The organism is Haemophilus sp. THUN1692 (assembly GCF_059704395.1).
Genome location: NZ_AP046579.1, coordinates 1925843 through 1942374 on the forward strand (window position 1 = coordinate 1925843; position 16532 = coordinate 1942374).

The 16532-nt window shown below is 38.5% G+C and carries 19 protein-coding genes; 12 read left to right on the forward strand and 7 right to left on the reverse strand.

All coding sequences use genetic code 11. The annotated features are described in order from the left end of the window. The first annotated feature begins 16 nt into the window (after positions 1-16). From AC6H0A_RS09920 to glmS, 12 genes are all read left to right on the forward strand, one after another. Positions 17-814: a type IV pilus biogenesis protein PilM gene (locus AC6H0A_RS09920; RefSeq protein ID WP_005641258.1), complete on the forward strand. Its 798-nt coding sequence runs from the start codon at positions 17-19 to the stop codon at positions 812-814. Continuing rightward, the gene (locus AC6H0A_RS09925) at positions 815-1321 is read left to right on the forward strand and encodes a hypothetical protein (RefSeq protein ID WP_005641260.1); all 507 of its coding nucleotides are present in this window, start codon (positions 815-817) and stop codon (positions 1319-1321) included. Next, positions 1318-1839 carry a competence protein ComC gene (gene comC, locus AC6H0A_RS09930; RefSeq protein ID WP_005641262.1) on the forward strand — a complete coding sequence of 174 codons (522 nt, stop codon included), beginning with the start codon at positions 1318-1320 and terminating at the stop codon, positions 1837-1839. Before AC6H0A_RS09925 ends, comC begins: the two co-directional genes overlap by 4 nt. Then, positions 1836-2249 carry a pilus assembly protein PilP gene (locus AC6H0A_RS09935; RefSeq protein ID WP_005641264.1) on the forward strand — a complete coding sequence of 138 codons (414 nt, stop codon included), beginning with the start codon at positions 1836-1838 and terminating at the stop codon, positions 2247-2249. Before comC ends, AC6H0A_RS09935 begins: the two co-directional genes overlap by 4 nt. Before the next feature lie 9 nt (positions 2250-2258). Beyond that, a complete protein-coding gene (locus AC6H0A_RS09940) occupies positions 2259-3596 on the forward strand; it encodes a type IV pilus secretin PilQ family protein (RefSeq protein WP_179230761.1) in 1338 nt (445 codons plus the stop codon). A gap of 12 nt (positions 3597-3608) precedes the next feature. Then, positions 3609-4295: a ComF family protein gene (locus AC6H0A_RS09945; RefSeq protein ID WP_005641268.1), complete on the forward strand. Its 687-nt coding sequence runs from the start codon at positions 3609-3611 to the stop codon at positions 4293-4295. 75 nt (positions 4296-4370) lie between these two features. After that, complete coding sequence (nfuA, locus tag AC6H0A_RS09950; protein ID WP_005634545.1) at positions 4371-4967, forward strand: Fe-S biogenesis protein NfuA; 597 nt, start codon at positions 4371-4373, stop codon at positions 4965-4967. A 67-nt stretch (positions 4968-5034) separates the two neighbouring features. Next, complete coding sequence (gene nudC / locus AC6H0A_RS09955) at positions 5035-5829, forward strand: NAD(+) diphosphatase (RefSeq protein ID WP_179230762.1); 795 nt, start codon at positions 5035-5037, stop codon at positions 5827-5829. 33 nt (positions 5830-5862) lie between these two features. After that, on the forward strand, positions 5863-6453 hold the full coding sequence (locus AC6H0A_RS09960; RefSeq protein WP_179230763.1) for a YjaG family protein: 591 nt from the start codon (positions 5863-5865) through the stop codon (positions 6451-6453). A gap of 137 nt (positions 6454-6590) precedes the next feature. Next, positions 6591-6863 (forward strand): HU family DNA-binding protein, encoded by a 273-nt coding sequence (locus tag AC6H0A_RS09965; protein WP_005641275.1) that lies wholly within the window; start codon positions 6591-6593, stop codon positions 6861-6863. A 127-nt stretch (positions 6864-6990) separates the two neighbouring features. Then, on the forward strand, positions 6991-7764 hold the full coding sequence (locus tag AC6H0A_RS09970) for a DeoR/GlpR family DNA-binding transcription regulator (protein WP_005641277.1): 774 nt from the start codon (positions 6991-6993) through the stop codon (positions 7762-7764). Positions 7765-7819: 55 nt separating this feature from the next. Next, positions 7820-9652, forward strand: coding sequence for a glutamine--fructose-6-phosphate transaminase (isomerizing) (gene glmS, locus AC6H0A_RS09975; RefSeq protein ID WP_005641279.1), 1833 nt, complete (start codon positions 7820-7822; stop codon positions 9650-9652). Positions 9653-9769: 117 nt separating this feature from the next. On the opposite strand, the gene fis is transcribed toward glmS, so the two are convergent. The 7 genes from fis to accC form a co-directional block, all read right to left on the reverse strand. Continuing rightward, on the reverse strand, positions 9770-10069 hold the full coding sequence (gene fis / locus AC6H0A_RS09980) for a DNA-binding transcriptional regulator Fis (protein WP_005646807.1): 300 nt from the start codon (positions 10067-10069) through the stop codon (positions 9770-9772). Continuing rightward, a complete protein-coding gene (gene dusB, locus AC6H0A_RS09985; protein ID WP_497512639.1) occupies positions 10063-11043 on the reverse strand; it encodes a tRNA dihydrouridine synthase DusB in 981 nt (326 codons plus the stop codon). Before dusB ends, fis begins: the two co-directional genes overlap by 7 nt. A 146-nt stretch (positions 11044-11189) precedes the next feature. After that, entirely contained in the window at positions 11190-12077 is an 888-nt protein-coding gene (gene prmA / locus AC6H0A_RS09990; protein WP_005641285.1) for a 50S ribosomal protein L11 methyltransferase, read from the reverse strand. A gap of 33 nt (positions 12078-12110) precedes the next feature. Continuing rightward, the gene (locus tag AC6H0A_RS09995) at positions 12111-12983 is read right to left on the reverse strand and encodes a DMT family transporter (RefSeq protein WP_005641287.1); all 873 of its coding nucleotides are present in this window, start codon (positions 12981-12983) and stop codon (positions 12111-12113) included. Between the two features lie 119 nt (positions 12984-13102). Next, positions 13103-14557 (reverse strand): sodium/pantothenate symporter, encoded by a 1455-nt coding sequence (gene panF / locus AC6H0A_RS10000; RefSeq protein ID WP_005641289.1) that lies wholly within the window; start codon positions 14555-14557, stop codon positions 13103-13105. Further along, on the reverse strand, positions 14554-14811 hold the full coding sequence (locus AC6H0A_RS10005) for a YhdT family protein (RefSeq protein ID WP_005641292.1): 258 nt from the start codon (positions 14809-14811) through the stop codon (positions 14554-14556). Before AC6H0A_RS10005 ends, panF begins: the two co-directional genes overlap by 4 nt. Positions 14812-15015: 204 nt before the next feature. Then, positions 15016-16362 carry an acetyl-CoA carboxylase biotin carboxylase subunit gene (accC, locus tag AC6H0A_RS10010; protein ID WP_005641294.1) on the reverse strand — a complete coding sequence of 449 codons (1347 nt, stop codon included), beginning with the start codon at positions 16360-16362 and terminating at the stop codon, positions 15016-15018. Positions 16363-16532: the final 170 nt, after the last annotated feature.

The following is a 16532-nucleotide window of genomic DNA, read 5'->3' on the forward strand; positions in this document are numbered from 1 at the left end:
AAAAATAGGAAAGAATATGCAATTCTCCTGGAAAAATCACCGCACTTTACAAATTGGTATTCACCGTAAGCAAGGTGATTTTGATTTTGTGTGGTTTGATGAATTTGAACAGCCACAATGTTATCAAGCCTTTATCAATGACAGTGATTTAAAAAATCGTTTTTTGCGACATTTAAAAACACAATCTCAAGGGAAAACCTTTTCTTTGCGGTTTGTGGCAAGTATTTCTGCTCACTTGACTTGGTCGAAAGTATTAATGTTACCGCAAATATTAAATGCGCAAGAATGTCATCAACAATGTAAATTTGTGATTGAGAAAGAGTTGCCCATTTCTTTAGAGGAATTGTGGTTTGATTATATTCCTACTCCGTTAAAGCAAGGTTTTCGTTTAGAGATTACGGCAATTCGAGAGGCGAGTGCTCAAACTTATTTGCAAGATTTTCAGCCATTTAAAATTAGTGTGTTAGATGTTGTTCCTCATAGCATCTTGCGTGCATTTCAGTATTTGTTGAATACACAAGTGCGGTCAGAAAATGCTTTGTTTTTATTTCAAGAAGATGACTATTGTTTGGCGATTTGTGAAAGATCTCAGCAATCGCAAATTTTACAATCTCACGAAAATTTGACCGCACTTTATGAGCAATTTACCGAACGTTTTGAAGGGCAAATTGAACGAATTTTGGTTTATCAAACTCCTTCAAGTCATATGTCATTACCAGAAAATTGGCAGAGAGTAGAAACGGATTTGCCCTTTATTGCACTCGGCAACGCACTATGGCAAAAAGATTTACATCAACAAAAAGTGAGTAGCTAAATGTCGATGAATTTATTGCCTTGGCGTACTTATCAACATCAAAAGCGTTTACGTCGTTTAGTTTTTTATTTCGCTTTATTTATCTTGCTTGCTATTAATTTAATGTTGGCTTTTAACAATTTAATTGAACAACAGAAACAAAATTTGCAGACACAGCAAAAGTCTTTTGATCAACTTAATCAGCAACTTTACAAAACCACCACGCAAATTGAACAGTTACGTAGTGCGGTGAAAGTTGGTGAAATTTTGCACTCTCTCACGAATAGGCAAGTTCAAAATAGTTTGCAGCAATTAAGTGAATTGCCTCTTCAGAAAGGCGAATTAAACCGATTTAAACAAGATGCCCATAACTTAAGCTTGGAAGGTCGAGCACAAGATCAAACGGAATTTGAGTCGGTACATCAATTTTTAAAGAAACATTTTCCCTATGTGAAATTAAGTCAGGTTCAGCCTGAACAAGATACATTGTTTTTTCGCTTTAATGTGGAACAAGGGGAGGAAAAGTGAAAGCCTTTTTTAACGATCCTTTTACACCTTTTGGAAAATGGCTAAGTCAGCCTTTTTATGTGCACGGTTTAACTTTTTTATTGTTATTAAGTGCGGTGATTTCTCGCCCCGTTTTAGATTATATCGAGGGGAGCTCGCGTTTCCATGAAATCGAAAGTGAATTAGCAGGGAAAAGATCAGAATTGTTGCATCAACAGAAAATTTTAAACTCTTTACAGCAGCAGTCGGAAAGTCGAAAACTTTCTCCAGAACTGGCTGCACAAATTATGCCGTTGAATAAACAAATTCAACGTTTAGCTGCGCGTAACGGTTTATCTCAGAATTTACGTTGGGAAATGGGGCAACAGCCTATTTTGCATTTACAGCTTCTAGGGCATTTTGAAAAAACGAAGACATTTTTAACCTCACTTTTAGCTAATACGTCACAGCTTTCAGTGAGTCGATTGCAGTTTATCAAACCAGAAGACAGCCCATTGCAAATCGAGATCATTTTTCAGCTAGATAAGGAGGCAAAATGAAGTATTGTTTTTTCCTAGTTGCATTATTTTTTATGAATTGCAGTTGGGGACAAGATCCTTTCGATAAAACACAGCGTACCCATTCTCAGTTTGATAATGCACAAACAGTAATGGAGCAGACAGAAATAATTTCCTCTGATGTACCTAATAATCTATGCGGAGTGGATGAAAATCGCCAAGCGGCTGAAATTCCTTTGAACGCTTTAAAATTGGTGGGGGTAGTGATTTCTAAAGATAAAACGTTTGCGTTATTGCTAGATCAGGATTTGCAAATTTACAGCGTTTTAGAGGGCGTTGATGTAGCTCAAGAAGGATATGTTGTAACAAAAATCAATCAAAATAAAGTTCAATTTATGCGCAAGTCTGGTGTGCAATGTGATAGCACTGAACAGAAAGAATTAAGTTTTTAAAGGAAGATTATGAAGAAATATCTTTTAAAGTGCGGTTGTTTTTTAATGTGTTTTTGGTTGCCATTAATCGTTTTTGCTAATCCAAAAACTGATAACGAACGTTTTTTTATTCGTTTATCGCAAGCGCCTTTAGCGCAAACACTGGAGCAATTAGCTTTTCAACATGATGTCAATTTAGTGATGGATGAGACTCTAGAAGGCAATATTTCTTTGAAATTAGATAATATTGATATACCACGTTTGCTACAAATAATCGCTAAAAGTAAGAAGCTTACTTTGAATAAAGATGAGGGCATTTACTATCTGAATGGAGGGCAATCAGGCAAAGGTCAGGTTGCAGGAAATCTTACTACAAATGAACCGCACTTAGTGAGTCATACGGTTAAACTCCATTTTGCTAAAGCTTCTGAATTAATGAAGTCCTTAACGACAGGAAGTGGCTCTTTACTTTCTCCTGCTGGGAGCATTACCTTTGATGACCGCAGTAATTTACTGGTTATTCAGGATGAACCTCGTTCTGTGCAAAATATCAAAAAACTAATTTCTGAAATGGATAAACCTATTGAGCAGATCGCTATTGAAGCGCGTATTGTGACAATTACGGATGAGAGTTTGAAAGAACTTGGCATTCGCTGGGGGATTTTTAATCCAACGGAAAATGCGGGGCGTGTAGCGGGTAGCCTCGCAGGCAATGGTTTTGAAAATATTACGGATAATCTTAATGTAAATTTTGCGATAACGACGACACCAGCTGGCTCGATAGCATTACAAGTTGCGAAAATTAATGGGCGATTGCTTGATTTAGAATTGAGCGCTTTGGAGCGTGAAAATAATGTAGAAATTATCGCAAGTCCTCGCTTACTAACCACGAATAAGAAAAGTGCAAGCATTAAACAGGGGACAGAAATTCCTTATGTTGTGAGTAATACTCGTAATGATACGCAATCTGTGGAATTTCGTGAGGCAGTGCTTGGTTTGGAAGTGACGCCACATATTTCTAAAGATAACAATATTTTGCTTGATTTATTAGTGAGTCAAAACTCACCAGGTTCTCGTGTCGCTTATGGACAAAACGAGGTGGTCTCTATTGATAAGCAAGAAATTAATACTCAAGTTTTTGCCAAAGATGGGGAAACCATTGTGCTTGGCGGAGTGTTCCACGATACGATCACGAAAAGCGAAGATAAAGTGCCAGTACTTGGCGATATACCAGGGATTAAACGATTGTTTAGTAAAGAAAGTGAACGACATCAAAAACGTGAACTAGTGATTTTCGTGACGCCGCATATTTTAAAAGCAGGAGAAACGTTAGAGGTTTTGAAGCAAAAAAGTGCGGGTAAAAAATAACTTTTTTAGATAATGAATTTTTTTAATTTTCGCTGTATCCACTGTCGTGGCAATCTTCATATCGCAAAAAATGGGCTATGTTCACGTTGCCAAAAACAAATTAAATCTTTTCCTTATTGCGGCCATTGTGGTGCGGAATTGCAATATTATGCACAGCATTGTGGTAATTGCCTTAAACAAGAACCTAGTTGGGATAAGATAGTCATTATTGGGCATTATATTGAACCACTTTCTGTATTGATTCACCGTTTTAAATTTCAAAATCAATTTTGGATTGACCGCACTTTAGCTCGGCTTTTATATCTTGCGGTGCGTGATGCTAAACGAACGCATCAACTTAAATTGCCAGAAGCAATCATTCCAGTGCCTTTATATCATTTTCGTCAATGGCGACGGGGTTATAATCAGGCAGATTTATTATCTCGGCAATTAAGTCGTTGGCTAGATATTCCTAATTTGAATAATATCGTAAAGCGCGTGAAACACACCCATACTCAACGTGGTTTGAGCGCAAAAGATCGTCGTCAGAATTTAAAAAATGCCTTTTCTCTTGCTGTTTCGAAAAATGAATTTCCTTATCGTCGTGTTGCGTTGGTGGATGATGTAATTACTACTGGTTCTACACTCAATGAAATATCAAAATTGTTGCGAAAATTAGGTGTGGAGGAGATCCAAGTGTGGGGACTGGCGCGTGCTTAATATAAAGCTCTGGAAAAAAAAGCGCGATGGGCGTATTATTCCCGATACTTTCTCTCAAGTATTTAGGACATAATTATGGAACAAGCAACCCAGCAAATCGCTATTTCTGATGCCGCACAAGCGCATTTTCGTAAGCTTTTAGACACGCAAGAAGAAGGAACGAATATTCGTATTTTTGTAGTTAATCCTGGCACCCCTAACGCAGAATGTGGCGTATCTTATTGCCCACCGAATGCCGTGGAAGAAAGTGATTTTGAAATGAAATATGATACTTTTTCTGCATTTATTGATGAGGTCAGTCTACCTTTCTTAGAAGAAGCAGAAATTGATTATGTTACCGAAGAGCTTGGCGCACAACTTACCTTAAAAGCGCCAAATGCCAAAATGCGTAAGGTGGCTGATGATGCACCACTAATTGAACGAGTAGAATACGTGATTCAAACTCAAATTAATCCACAGCTTGCAAGTCATGGTGGACGCATAACCTTAATTGAAATTACTGAAGATGGTTACGCAATTTTACAATTTGGTGGTGGCTGTAATGGTTGCTCAATGGTGGATGTTACCTTAAAAGATGGCGTAGAAAAACAACTTATTAGCCTATTCCCGAATGAATTAAAAGGTGCAAAAGATGTAACCGAACATCAGCGTGGAGAGCACTCTTATTATTAGTGAGTGGTAAAAAGAAGATTTATAATAACCGCACTTTGAAAGTGCGGTTATTTTTATGGAGTAAAAAATGAAAACACTTCATCCAGATGATTTTGGTTATTGGTTGTTTACTCAAGGTTCGAATCTTTATTTGCTGAATAATGAGTTGCCTTGTGGTACGGCTAAAACCCTTGGAATGGAAGGATTGCAGGCAATGCAAATCGGGGAATGGAAAAATCATCCGTTGTGGCTTGTGGCTGAGCAAGAAAGTGATGAACGAGAATATGTAAGTTTGCGTGGATTACTTTCACTGCCAGAGGATGAATTCCATGTATTAAGCCGAGGTGTGGAAATTAATCATTTCTTGAAAACCCATAAATTTTGTGGAAAGTGCGGTCATAAAACACAACAAATTCAAGAAGAGCTCGCCGTGCAATGTACTCACTGCGGGTATCGAACTTATCCTGTAATTTGCCCATCCATTATTGTTGCGGTTCGACGTGGAAAAGAAATATTGCTTGCTAATCACAAACGTCATTATCGTCCGAATGGAGGAATGTATACCACTCTTGCAGGTTTTGTAGAGGTCGGTGAAACATTTGAACAAGCGGTGCGTAGAGAGGTTTTTGAGGAAACAGGGATTTTGATAAAAAATATTCGTTATTTTGGTAGCCAGCCTTGGGCATTTCCGAATTCTCAAATGGTCGGTTTTCTGGCTGATTATGAGAGTGGTGAAATTACTTTGCAGGAAAGTGAAATTCATGATGCGCAGTGGTTTTCTTATGATCAACCCTTGCCAGAATTACCGCCAACAGGTACTATCGCTCGCAAATTAATTCATGCGACGCTTGAACTCTGTAAAGTGGAACATAAATGCGATTAATAGATACTCCCCCTTACGAATTAAGGAAATAAGATGCGAAATCCGATTCATAAACGCTTAGAAAACTTAGAAAGTTGGCAACATCTTACTTTTATGGCTGCTTTATGTGAACGTATGGCACCAAATTTTAAATTGTTCTGTCAAATGAACGAGCTTAGTGCTGAAGCCAAAACGTATCAAAATATTCTCAATTTGGTGTGGGAATATTTAACGGTTAAAGATGCCAAGATCAACTTTGAAAATCAGTTGGAGAAATTGGAAACAATTATTCCTGATGTGAATGATTACGAGAGTTTTGGTGTTGTGCCAGCGTTAGATGCTTGTCAGGCTTTAGCTGAAATTTTACATGCTATTACCGCGGGTGAAACATTAGAAAGAGCGGTGGAAATTAGCTTAATTTCTTTAGGAACGGTAACGAGTTTATTGGAAACTGAAACGGGGCGAGATTGGTCGGAAAGTGAACTTAAAGAAAGTGAAGATATTCAAGCTGAACTCGATGTGCAATGGCAGATTTATCGTTTACTTAAAGAATGTGAAAAACGTGATATTGAATTAATTTTAGATTTAAAAAATGAGATCCGAGCCGAGGGGATATCTAATATTGGTATAGAATTTCATCAATAACGTGAGATTCGTCACAAATTTTATAAATCTTTCTTTTAATTAAGAGAAAGTTAGATTATCCTTTGCAGAGCTTTTGCGGCTGGTCCGCTGGCGTATTTTAAAGAATCGAATTTTTATTTAACAGAAGGTACAAATTTATGAACAAAACAGATTTAATTGATGCAATTGCAAGTGCTGCAGAATTAAACAAGAAACAAGCTAAGGCTGCGTTAGAAGCGACTTTAGACGCGATTACTGCAAGCCTCAAAAAAGGTGAACCTGTACAATTAATCGGTTTCGGTACATTTAAAGTAAATGAACGTGCTGCGCGTACTGGTCGTAATCCTCAAACTGGTGCTGAAATCCAAATCGCAGCATCTAAAGTACCAGCATTTGTATCTGGTAAAGCATTAAAAGATGCAATCAAATAATTAATATTTGAATGATTTTAAACCCTGCCAATAAGCAGGGTTTTTTGTTACCTAAAATTTACTTTACAAAACAATATTGTTTACATAAACTTTCGAATCGAAATTTATTGCATTTAAGGATAGCTTTATGAAAAAAAGTAGCCAGCCTCGTAATACTAAACAACGTCGCCATACAATTATGCAACTTTTGCAAGAACAGGGCGAGGTGAGTGTAGAACAGCTCGTGCAGCTTTTTGATATATCTGAAGTGACTATTCGTAAAGACTTAAGTGAGCTAGAAACAAATGATTTTTTATTGCGTAAATACGGTGGCGCAATTTTAATGCCGAAAGAAATTATTGATGAAAACGAAAATGATGAACTTACGAAACGAAAGTTTGTTATAGCGAAAGCCGCCGCCGAACGTATTCGTGATCATAACCGTATTATCGTAGATAGCGGAAGTACTACGGCAGCTCTGATTAAGCAACTTAATTTAAAACAAGGCTTAGTTGTAATGACGAACTCACTTTCGGTGGCAACAGAATTGAGAGCATTAGAAAATGAACCAACGTTGCTGATGACTGGTGGAACTTGGGATACTCGTTCAGAATCGTTTCAAGGGAAAGTAGCAGAGCAGGTGCTACGTTCTTACGATTTTGACCAACTTTTTATTGGAGCCGATGGCATTGATTTAGCGCGAGGTTCTACGACTTTTAATGAACTTGTAGGATTAAGCCAGGTGATGGCGGAAGTTTCTCGTGAAGTTGTTGTGATGGTGGAATCTCAGAAAATTGGTCGAAAAATGCCAAATTTAGAATTAACTTGGCAACAAATTGATGTGCTTATTACTGATACAGGATTGTCAGAACAAGATAAACAAGCCATTTTAGCTCATGGCGTAGAAGTAATTTGCGTATAAAGTGCGGTTAAAAAAGTAGACGTATTTTTTATTTAATTAACAATAAGGAAAGCTTATGTGTGGTATTGTCGGCGCGGTAGCGCAACGTGATGTAGCGGAAATCTTAATTAATGGTTTACATCGTTTGGAATATCGTGGTTATGATTCTGCAGGCGTTGCAGTGGTAAATGAAGATCATGAATTACAACGCGTGCGCTGCTTAGGTAAAGTTAAAGCATTAGGTGAGGCTGTATCGGAGAAACCATTGATTGGTGGTACAGGCATTGCGCATACGCGTTGGGCAACACATGGTGAACCATCAGAAACCAATGCTCACCCCCATGCGTCAGGCACTTTTGCCGTAGTACATAACGGTATTATTGAAAATCATGAAGAGCTTCGAGAATTATTAAAATCTCGTGGTTATGTATTTTTATCGCAAACCGATACTGAAGTGATTGCTCACCTCGTTGAGTGGGAAATGCGTAGCACGGATTCACTTTTAGACGCTGTGAAAAAAGCAGTAAAACAACTCACTGGTGCATACGGTATGGTGGTAATGGATAGTCGTCATCCTGAGCATTTAGTTGCGGCTCGTTCTGGTAGTCCGCTAGTGATTGGCTTAGGTATTGGTGAAAATTTCTTAGCTTCAGATCAACTTGCACTTTTAAGTGTTACCCGCCGTTTTATCTTTTTAGAAGAAGGGGATATTGCAGAAATTACACGTCGTACAGTTGATATTTATGATACTTACGGAAATAAAGTTGAGCGTGAAATTCACGAATCTAATCTTGAAAATGACGCGGCAGAGAAAGGTAAATTCCGTCATTTTATGCAGAAAGAAATTTACGAACAGCCAACCGCACTTATCAATACAATGGAAGGACGTATCAATCATGAAAATGTTATTGTCGATTCAATTGGTAATGGTGCAAAAGGTTTTTTAGAAAAAGTTGAGCATATTCAAATTGTTGCTTGTGGTACATCTTATAATGCAGGTATGGTGGCGCGTTATTGGTTTGAATCTTTGGCTGGCGTGAGTTGTGATGTTGAAATTGCATCAGAGTTTCGTTATCGCAAATTTGTTACACGCCCAAATAGCTTATTGATTACCCTTTCTCAATCTGGCGAAACAGCCGATACTTTAGCTGCACTTCGTTTAGCGAAAGAAAAGGGCTATATGGCGGCATTAACAATTTGTAATGTTGCTGGATCTTCGCTAGTACGCGAATCAGATCTTGCATTTATGACGCGTGCCGGTGTTGAAGTTGGGGTTGCATCAACAAAAGCATTTACGACCCAGCTCGCTGCGTTATTAATGTTGGTAACGGCACTTGGTAAAGTTAAAGGTCATATTTCTGCAGAAAAAGAGCATGAGATTATCAAAGCAATGCAATCTTTGCCTGCTGAAATTGAAAAAGCGTTAGCATTCGATACCGAAATTGAAGCATTGGCTGAGGATTTTGCTGAAAAACATCATGCACTTTTCTTAGGTCGTGGTGCATTTTATCCAATTGCCGTAGAGGCCTCTTTGAAATTGAAAGAGATTTCTTATATTCACGCTGAAGCGTATGCAGCTGGAGAATTGAAACATGGTCCATTAGCGTTGATTGATGCCGATATGCCAGTAATTGTTGTGGCGCCAAATAATGAATTATTAGAGAAAGTAAAATCGAACATTGAAGAGGTTCGTGCTCGTGGTGGCCAATTATACGTATTTGCCGATAAAGAAGCGGGCTTTACACCAAGTGAAGGAATGAAAATCATCACGATGCCAAAAGTCAATGATATTGTTGCACCGATTTTTTATACTATTCCAATGCAGTTGCTTTCTTATCATGTAGCTTTAATTAAAGGTACTGACGTAGATCAACCTCGTAACTTAGCGAAGTCAGTTACCGTAGAATAAAGTGCGGTTGATTTTAAGATAAATTTAAAGCACAGGTTATAGCTTGTGCTTTATCGTGATTGAATGAAAAGGACGAACATTAAAATGTTCACCCTTTGCTATATAAAAAAGTATAACTTAGCCCATACCGTATTTTTTTAGTTTTTTACGTAATGTACCACGGTTGATACCAAGCATATTTGCCGCACGGGTTTGATTACCACGAGTATATTGCATAATCATATCTAACATCGGATGTTCAACTTCCGCTAATACTAATTCATAAAGATCATTCACATCTTGACCATCTAATTGCGCTAAATAATTACGCAATGCCTGTTTTACTGAATCGCGTAATGGTTTGTTGGTCACTTGTGATTGCGCATTTAATACTGATACTGTTAAAGCATCAGCAGGACTACGTTGTTGTTCTAACATTTTTCTTTATCCAAAATTAAATTGAAAAAATCTTCTAATACAATGAGTTGCTCTTTTGGATCACTAATTGCATTAAAAGTCTGTTTAAAAACGGAATCAGGTTGAATTCCCTGTAAATACCAAGCCATATGTTTACGCGCAATGCGATAGCCTTTTTGTTCGCCATAGAATTGATGTAATTCTTGAATATGGCACAAAATTTGACCGCACTTTTCGCTTAAACTTGGCATTTGGTTTATCGAATCATGCTCAATTAGGTTTTCCACAGCTTGAAATAGCCAAGGGTTACCTAGTGCAGCACGACCGATCATAATGGCATCCGCTCCGGTATAATCGAGAACGAATTTTGCTTTCCGAGCAGAATCAATATCACCATTGGCTATAACCGGTATGGCAATTGCTTGTTTAACGGCTTTGATGTTGTCATATTCCGCTTCGCCTTCAAAAAGACAAGCGCGTGTACGACCATGCACCGTTAATGCTTGTATGCCACATTGTTCTGCAATTTTGCCGATTTGAACGCAGTTTCGATTAGATTTATCCCAGCCTGTACGAATTTTTAAGGTCACCGGCACATTCACGGCAGCCACCACTTCACGCAGAATTTTTTCTACGAGATCAGGAAATTGCAACAACGCAGAGCCTGCGAGTTTGCGATTTACTTTTTTGGCAGGACACCCCATATTAATGTCAATGATTTGAGCGCCATATTCCACGTTGATAGCAGCGGCTTGCGCCATCTCGAGTGGATCACTACCTGCAATTTGCACGGCATTGAGACCTAAATCTTCGCTATGTGCCAAACGCAATTTGGATTTTTCGGTATGCCAAACTTGCGGATTTGTGGACATCATTTCTGAAAATGTGAGCCCAGCACCATAATATGCACAAAGACGACGGAAAGGCTGGTCGGTAATGCCTGCCATTGGTGCAAGTAAAACACGATTTTTTAATTGGTATGAACCGATTCGCATTTTACGTTACCTTCCTAGCAAGCCTAAATCTAATTAGTGTCGAACTGGTCGACGACCGACAAGGCTGGCTATAATACGCATTTTGCCTTACTTTGCAAAGTGAAATTTGTTTAAAAAATACACTTTTTTTGGTTGACAAAAAGAAATTAAAGCGTTTTTAGCTTACCCGTAATTCGGCACCATTCTTCTCTCACCGCGACTGGCTCTAACGCAAATGTTTGCGCATAGGCATCGCATACCGATTGAGCTTGAGTTTCTAAAATGCCCGATAAACCAAGATCGCCATTCGGTTTAACAAGTTGGCTAATGATTGGGTAAAGTTCTTTGAGAGGGCCAGCAAGAATATTTGCCACCACGACATCTGCTTTTAAATCAGCGGGTTTTTCATCAGATAAGAACAGTTGTAGGCGATCAGCTACGCCATTCTGCTCGGCATTATTACGACTAGCTAGAATCGCTTGTGGATCGATATCAATTCCCACTGCACTTTTCGCACCAAGTTTTAATGCAGCAATGGCTAAAATACCTGAACCACAACCAAAATCAATGACGGTTTTATCTTTTAAATCTAGGCCATCTAGCCATTCTAAACATAGCGCGGTTGTAGGATGAGTACCTGTACCAAACGCTAAGCCTGGGTCAAGCATCACATTGACGGCGCTTTCATCAGGCACATCACGCCAACTTGGACAAATCCATAAACGCTGACCAAATTGCATTGGGTGGAAGTTATCCATCCATTCGCGCTCCCAGTCTTTATCTTCTATTTGTTCAATTTTGTATGCCGTATTACTATCTAAGTGTTTTGCTTCTTTTAATAAGCGGACGATTTCTGCCATATCTGTTTCTGCATCAAATAACGCAATAACATCGGTGTTGCCCCATAAACGAGTTTCACCAGGCAAAGGCTCAAAAATCGGGGTATCTTGACTATCCATAAAAGTCACAGAAACGGAGCCGATTTCTTCTAAAAAATCGCTCATTTGTTCTGCTTTTTCATTAGTGCTATTTAGGCGAATTTGAATCCAAGCCATTTGTTTTTCCTTTATTTCATAAAATGGGGCGTATTATACCGATTTTTTCAAAAGTTTCGGCAGTAAAGTCGAGCCAAGTGTGGCAAGCATGATGATTGTTATACCAAGTGCGGCTGAAAATGACAGCGTTTCGCCAAGTAATGATACAGCAAATAAGATGCCGAATAACGGCTCAAGTGCAACTAAAATACCGGAGATATTGGCATCCACACTATTAAGGCCTTTATTCCATAACCAATAGGCAAGCCAACTACAGCCAATGGCAAGATATAATAAACCTGCAATACTTGTGGAATTTAATGATATTTGCCAGTTTTCTGTGAGTAATAGCGTAAATGGCAACGTTGTGATGGTCCCAAGTACAATGCTGACGGAGGTATAAGCTTGCGTTGAGACTTTGGCCACAACTCGCTGTGTCCAACGTAACACGGCTGCGAAAATGATCCCAGCACTTAGCACTAATAAACAGCCAAATAAACTGATGTTATCAATGCCTTCATTATTTTTTCCACCATTGATTAAAATTGCCACGCCAATAAATGCCATTGCGCCGAATAGCCAGTGAAACCATTTTGCTTTGTCTTTAAAGAAGAAATGTCCAACAAATACAACGAGCAGCGGTTCTAACCCAATCATGGTGATTGCACTGGATGCGGATGTATATTTTAGTCCGATGAATTGCAATAAAAATACGGCGGTATAGTTAAAGAATGCCAACCACCAAAGCTGTTTACGCATTGGTTTATCAATTTTTTTCCAACGACGTAAAAAGAGTGGCATGACAATAATCATTGCAATAATTAACCGCACTTGCACAACAAGCACAGGATCCATCATCGAATAAGTGAGTTTACCGACGATTAATGAACTGCTCCAAATAAGTAGCGCAAGAATTTGATAGAGCATTGATGTATCCCTGTGAATTGTTCCAATTTTATGTTTTAGCGTAGAACTTACTGAAAGTGAGAAAATTAAATATCACCTTCCTCTAATTTAGAAGAGGGTGACAGCATATTGATTAATGCTTAAAGTGCGGTAACTTTTAATTGAGTTTTTTCAATACGACGTTCGCCCAATTTATTACCCACTAAAAATGCAATTAATCCAAATACTAATGACGGTACGATTTGATGGAAGTTAAATAATTTTACGCCAAGTTGAGTGAGTAAGATATAACTCCCTAACCCGATAATCATTGAGCTTAACGCACCATAAGCATTTGCTTTATCCCAGTAAATACCCAGCACAATCACCCATAAAAATGCGGCTTCGAGTCCACCAAAGGCAAATAGGTTTAACCAAATAATCATATCTGGTGGGTTGAGGGCGGCAAAGATTAAAAGTGCGGTCAAAATCAGCGTGATAATAGATGAGAAATAACTTACTTTTTTCTCATTTTTTGCGGCTTCTGGTTTTGTAGAAAGGTATAAATCTTTTACAAAAATAGAAGAAGATTGAATAAGTTGCGCATCAATTGTGGACATAATTGCTGACATTGGTGCGGCTAAGAAAATACCTGCAATAATAGGTGGTAATACTTTTAGCATTAAAGTTGGAATTACTTGATCTGATACTGTTAAATTTGGAATAACAGCACGACCAAGCGCACCGGCTAAGTGCATACCGAACATAATGATGGAAAGAACAATTGTTCCAATTAGCATCCCTCTATGTAAGGCTTTGCTGTCTTTAAATGCCATACATCGAACAGCAGTATGTGGAAGACCTACGACCCCGAAACAGACGAGCACCCAGAAGGAAGCCATAAATTGAAAATCTAACATTCCATTTGGCCCGTAAGGCGTGACTAACGCAGGATCGATTTCTGTTAATTTAGTAACCGCACTTTCTACACCACCGAGTGCATAAATGGTTCCTACAAGGAGAATAATGGTACCTAAAATCATGACGGTACCTTGAATGGTATCCGTGAGTACGACAGCACGGAATCCCCCGATAAATGTATAGATACCTACCGTTAAAGCAAATAAGAGCAATGCTTGAGTATAAGAAATGCCGATGGTTGTTTCTAATAAACGCGCACCACCAATAAATTGCACGGTCATAGCCGCAAAAAATGCAAGAAGAAGAGCAAGGCTTGATAGCCAGACTAAATATTTGTTTTTATAACGATAAAGGAAAAGATCGTTAATCGTTAACGCATTGGTTTCTCTTGATAATAGCGCGAATTTTTTACCTAATGCACCTAATGCAAGCCACACAGCAGGTACTTGAATCATCGCCAGTAATACCCAGCCTAATCCGTATTTATAAGCTGCACCAGGCCCTCCGACAAAAGAACTTGCACTGGCATAAGTTGACGCAGTTGTCATTGCGAGCACAAAACCCGTCATCGAGCGATTACCTACATAATATTCCGTTAGGAAATCGCCTTTGGTTCGTTTTACATAAGCGAAAATCGCAGCCCCAAATATAAATGCAAGATAAATAATTAAAGGGAGAATAATACCTAAATTCATTTTTGATTCTCCTCATCCTTGATTTCAAGAGAGATATCTTGATAAATAATTTTGATAATCCAATGGTCAATTACAATAAACAGAATAGGCAAATAAATACAAGAGAGCTCGAACCAGAGAGGGAAACCAATCGGCCCTTGAGTTTCTTTAGGCAAATAAGCACATAAGCACCAACCTATCACATATAAAATAGATAGGCCTAATGCCCAATTAGCCTCCTTGGCAGCTTGTTGATAACGTTGTTTTAATGTCATGTTTCTTCCTTAAATTTTTTATAAGTGAAAGTATATTTTTGAATGGTATAAGGGGCGTATATTTCATACGCCCCTTGTGTTTGCTAATCTTACAACTTTTTTGAATAATTCAAAATGTTTTGCTGATTCTAGTGTTTATTACCATTAAATAAAGTTTAGGAACATGCGAAAATGGCTAACACCTGTTAGCCATTTAAAATTTAATTATTCATGCATCCCTAATTTTTTCTCCAAATAGTGGATGTTTGTTCCACCTTTTTGGAAATTTTCATCTTCAAGAATTAATTCATGAAGTGGGATGTTGGTTTTGATACCGTCAATAATGGTTTCAGATAATGCATTTTGCATACGACGGATTGCAACTTCACGTGTATCACCATAAGTGATAAGTTTTGCGATCATAGAGTCGTAATGTGGAGGCACTGTATAGCCGCCATAAACATGAGAATCCCAACGAACGCCTAAGCCGCCAGGCGAATGTAAGTGATTTACTTTGCCTGGAGATGGTAAGAATGTTTTTGGATCTTCTGCGTTAATGCGGCATTCTATTGCATGGCCTTTAACTTTGATGTCTTCTTGTTTAAAGGAAATAGGTAAGCCTGCTGCGATGCGTAATTGCTCTTTCACTAAATCTACACCTGTAATCATTTCAGTTACTGGGTGTTCTACTTGGATACGTGTATTCATTTCAATGAAATAGAATTCGCCATTTTCATATAAGAATTCAAACGTACCAGCTCCACGATAGCCGATTTCTACACAAGCTTTTGCACAGCGAGAGCCGATATCGCAGCGAACTTCTTCAGTGATACCTGGAGCTGGCGCTTCTTCCACAACTTTTTGGTGACGACGCTGCATTGAGCAGTCACGTTCAGCCAAATAAACTGCATTGCCATGAGTGTCTGCTAACACTTGAATTTCCACGTGACGTGGATTTTCTAAGTATTTTTCCATATAGACCATATCATTGTTGAATGCAGCTTTTGCTTCTGCTTTGGTCATTGCGATAGATTCTTCTAATGCGTCTTCGCCACGAACAACACGCATTCCTCGACCTCCACCACCGCCTGATGCTTTGATGATGATTGGATAGCCAATACGTTTAGCGATTTCTTTATTTTTAGCAATATCACTACCTACAGGGCCATCCGAACCCGGTACACAAGGCACACCTGCTTTTTTCATTGCTTTAATAGCTGAAACTTTATCGCCCATTAAACGGATGACATCTGCTGTTGGGCCGATGAAAGTGAAACCTGAACGTTCAACTTGTTCAGCAAAATCAGCATTTTCAGATAAGAAACCGTATCCTGGATGAATTGCATCTGCGCCTGTTACTTCGGCGGCAGCAATGATAGCTGGAATATTTAAATAACTTTTTGCGGAAGGTGCTGGCCCGATACAAATAGTTTCATCAGCGAGTAAAACGTGTTTTAAATCACGATCAGCGGTAGAGTGAACCGCCACAGTTTTAATACCTAATTCTTTACAAGCACGTAAAATGCGTAGTGCAATTTCACCGCGGTTAGCAATCACAACTTTTTCTAACATAAAAGAGTCCGTTTAGTCAGATAGACGTGAATTTTTATGTAGGTTCTTGAAATATTGTTCTCCCTATAAAATTTGGTGTGAACAGATTTTAATTTATATCGCCTACGATAAATTCGCTCTAATTGTTTGTATATGAAATAGGCGGACTAAAGTCTGCCCGACGAAAATAT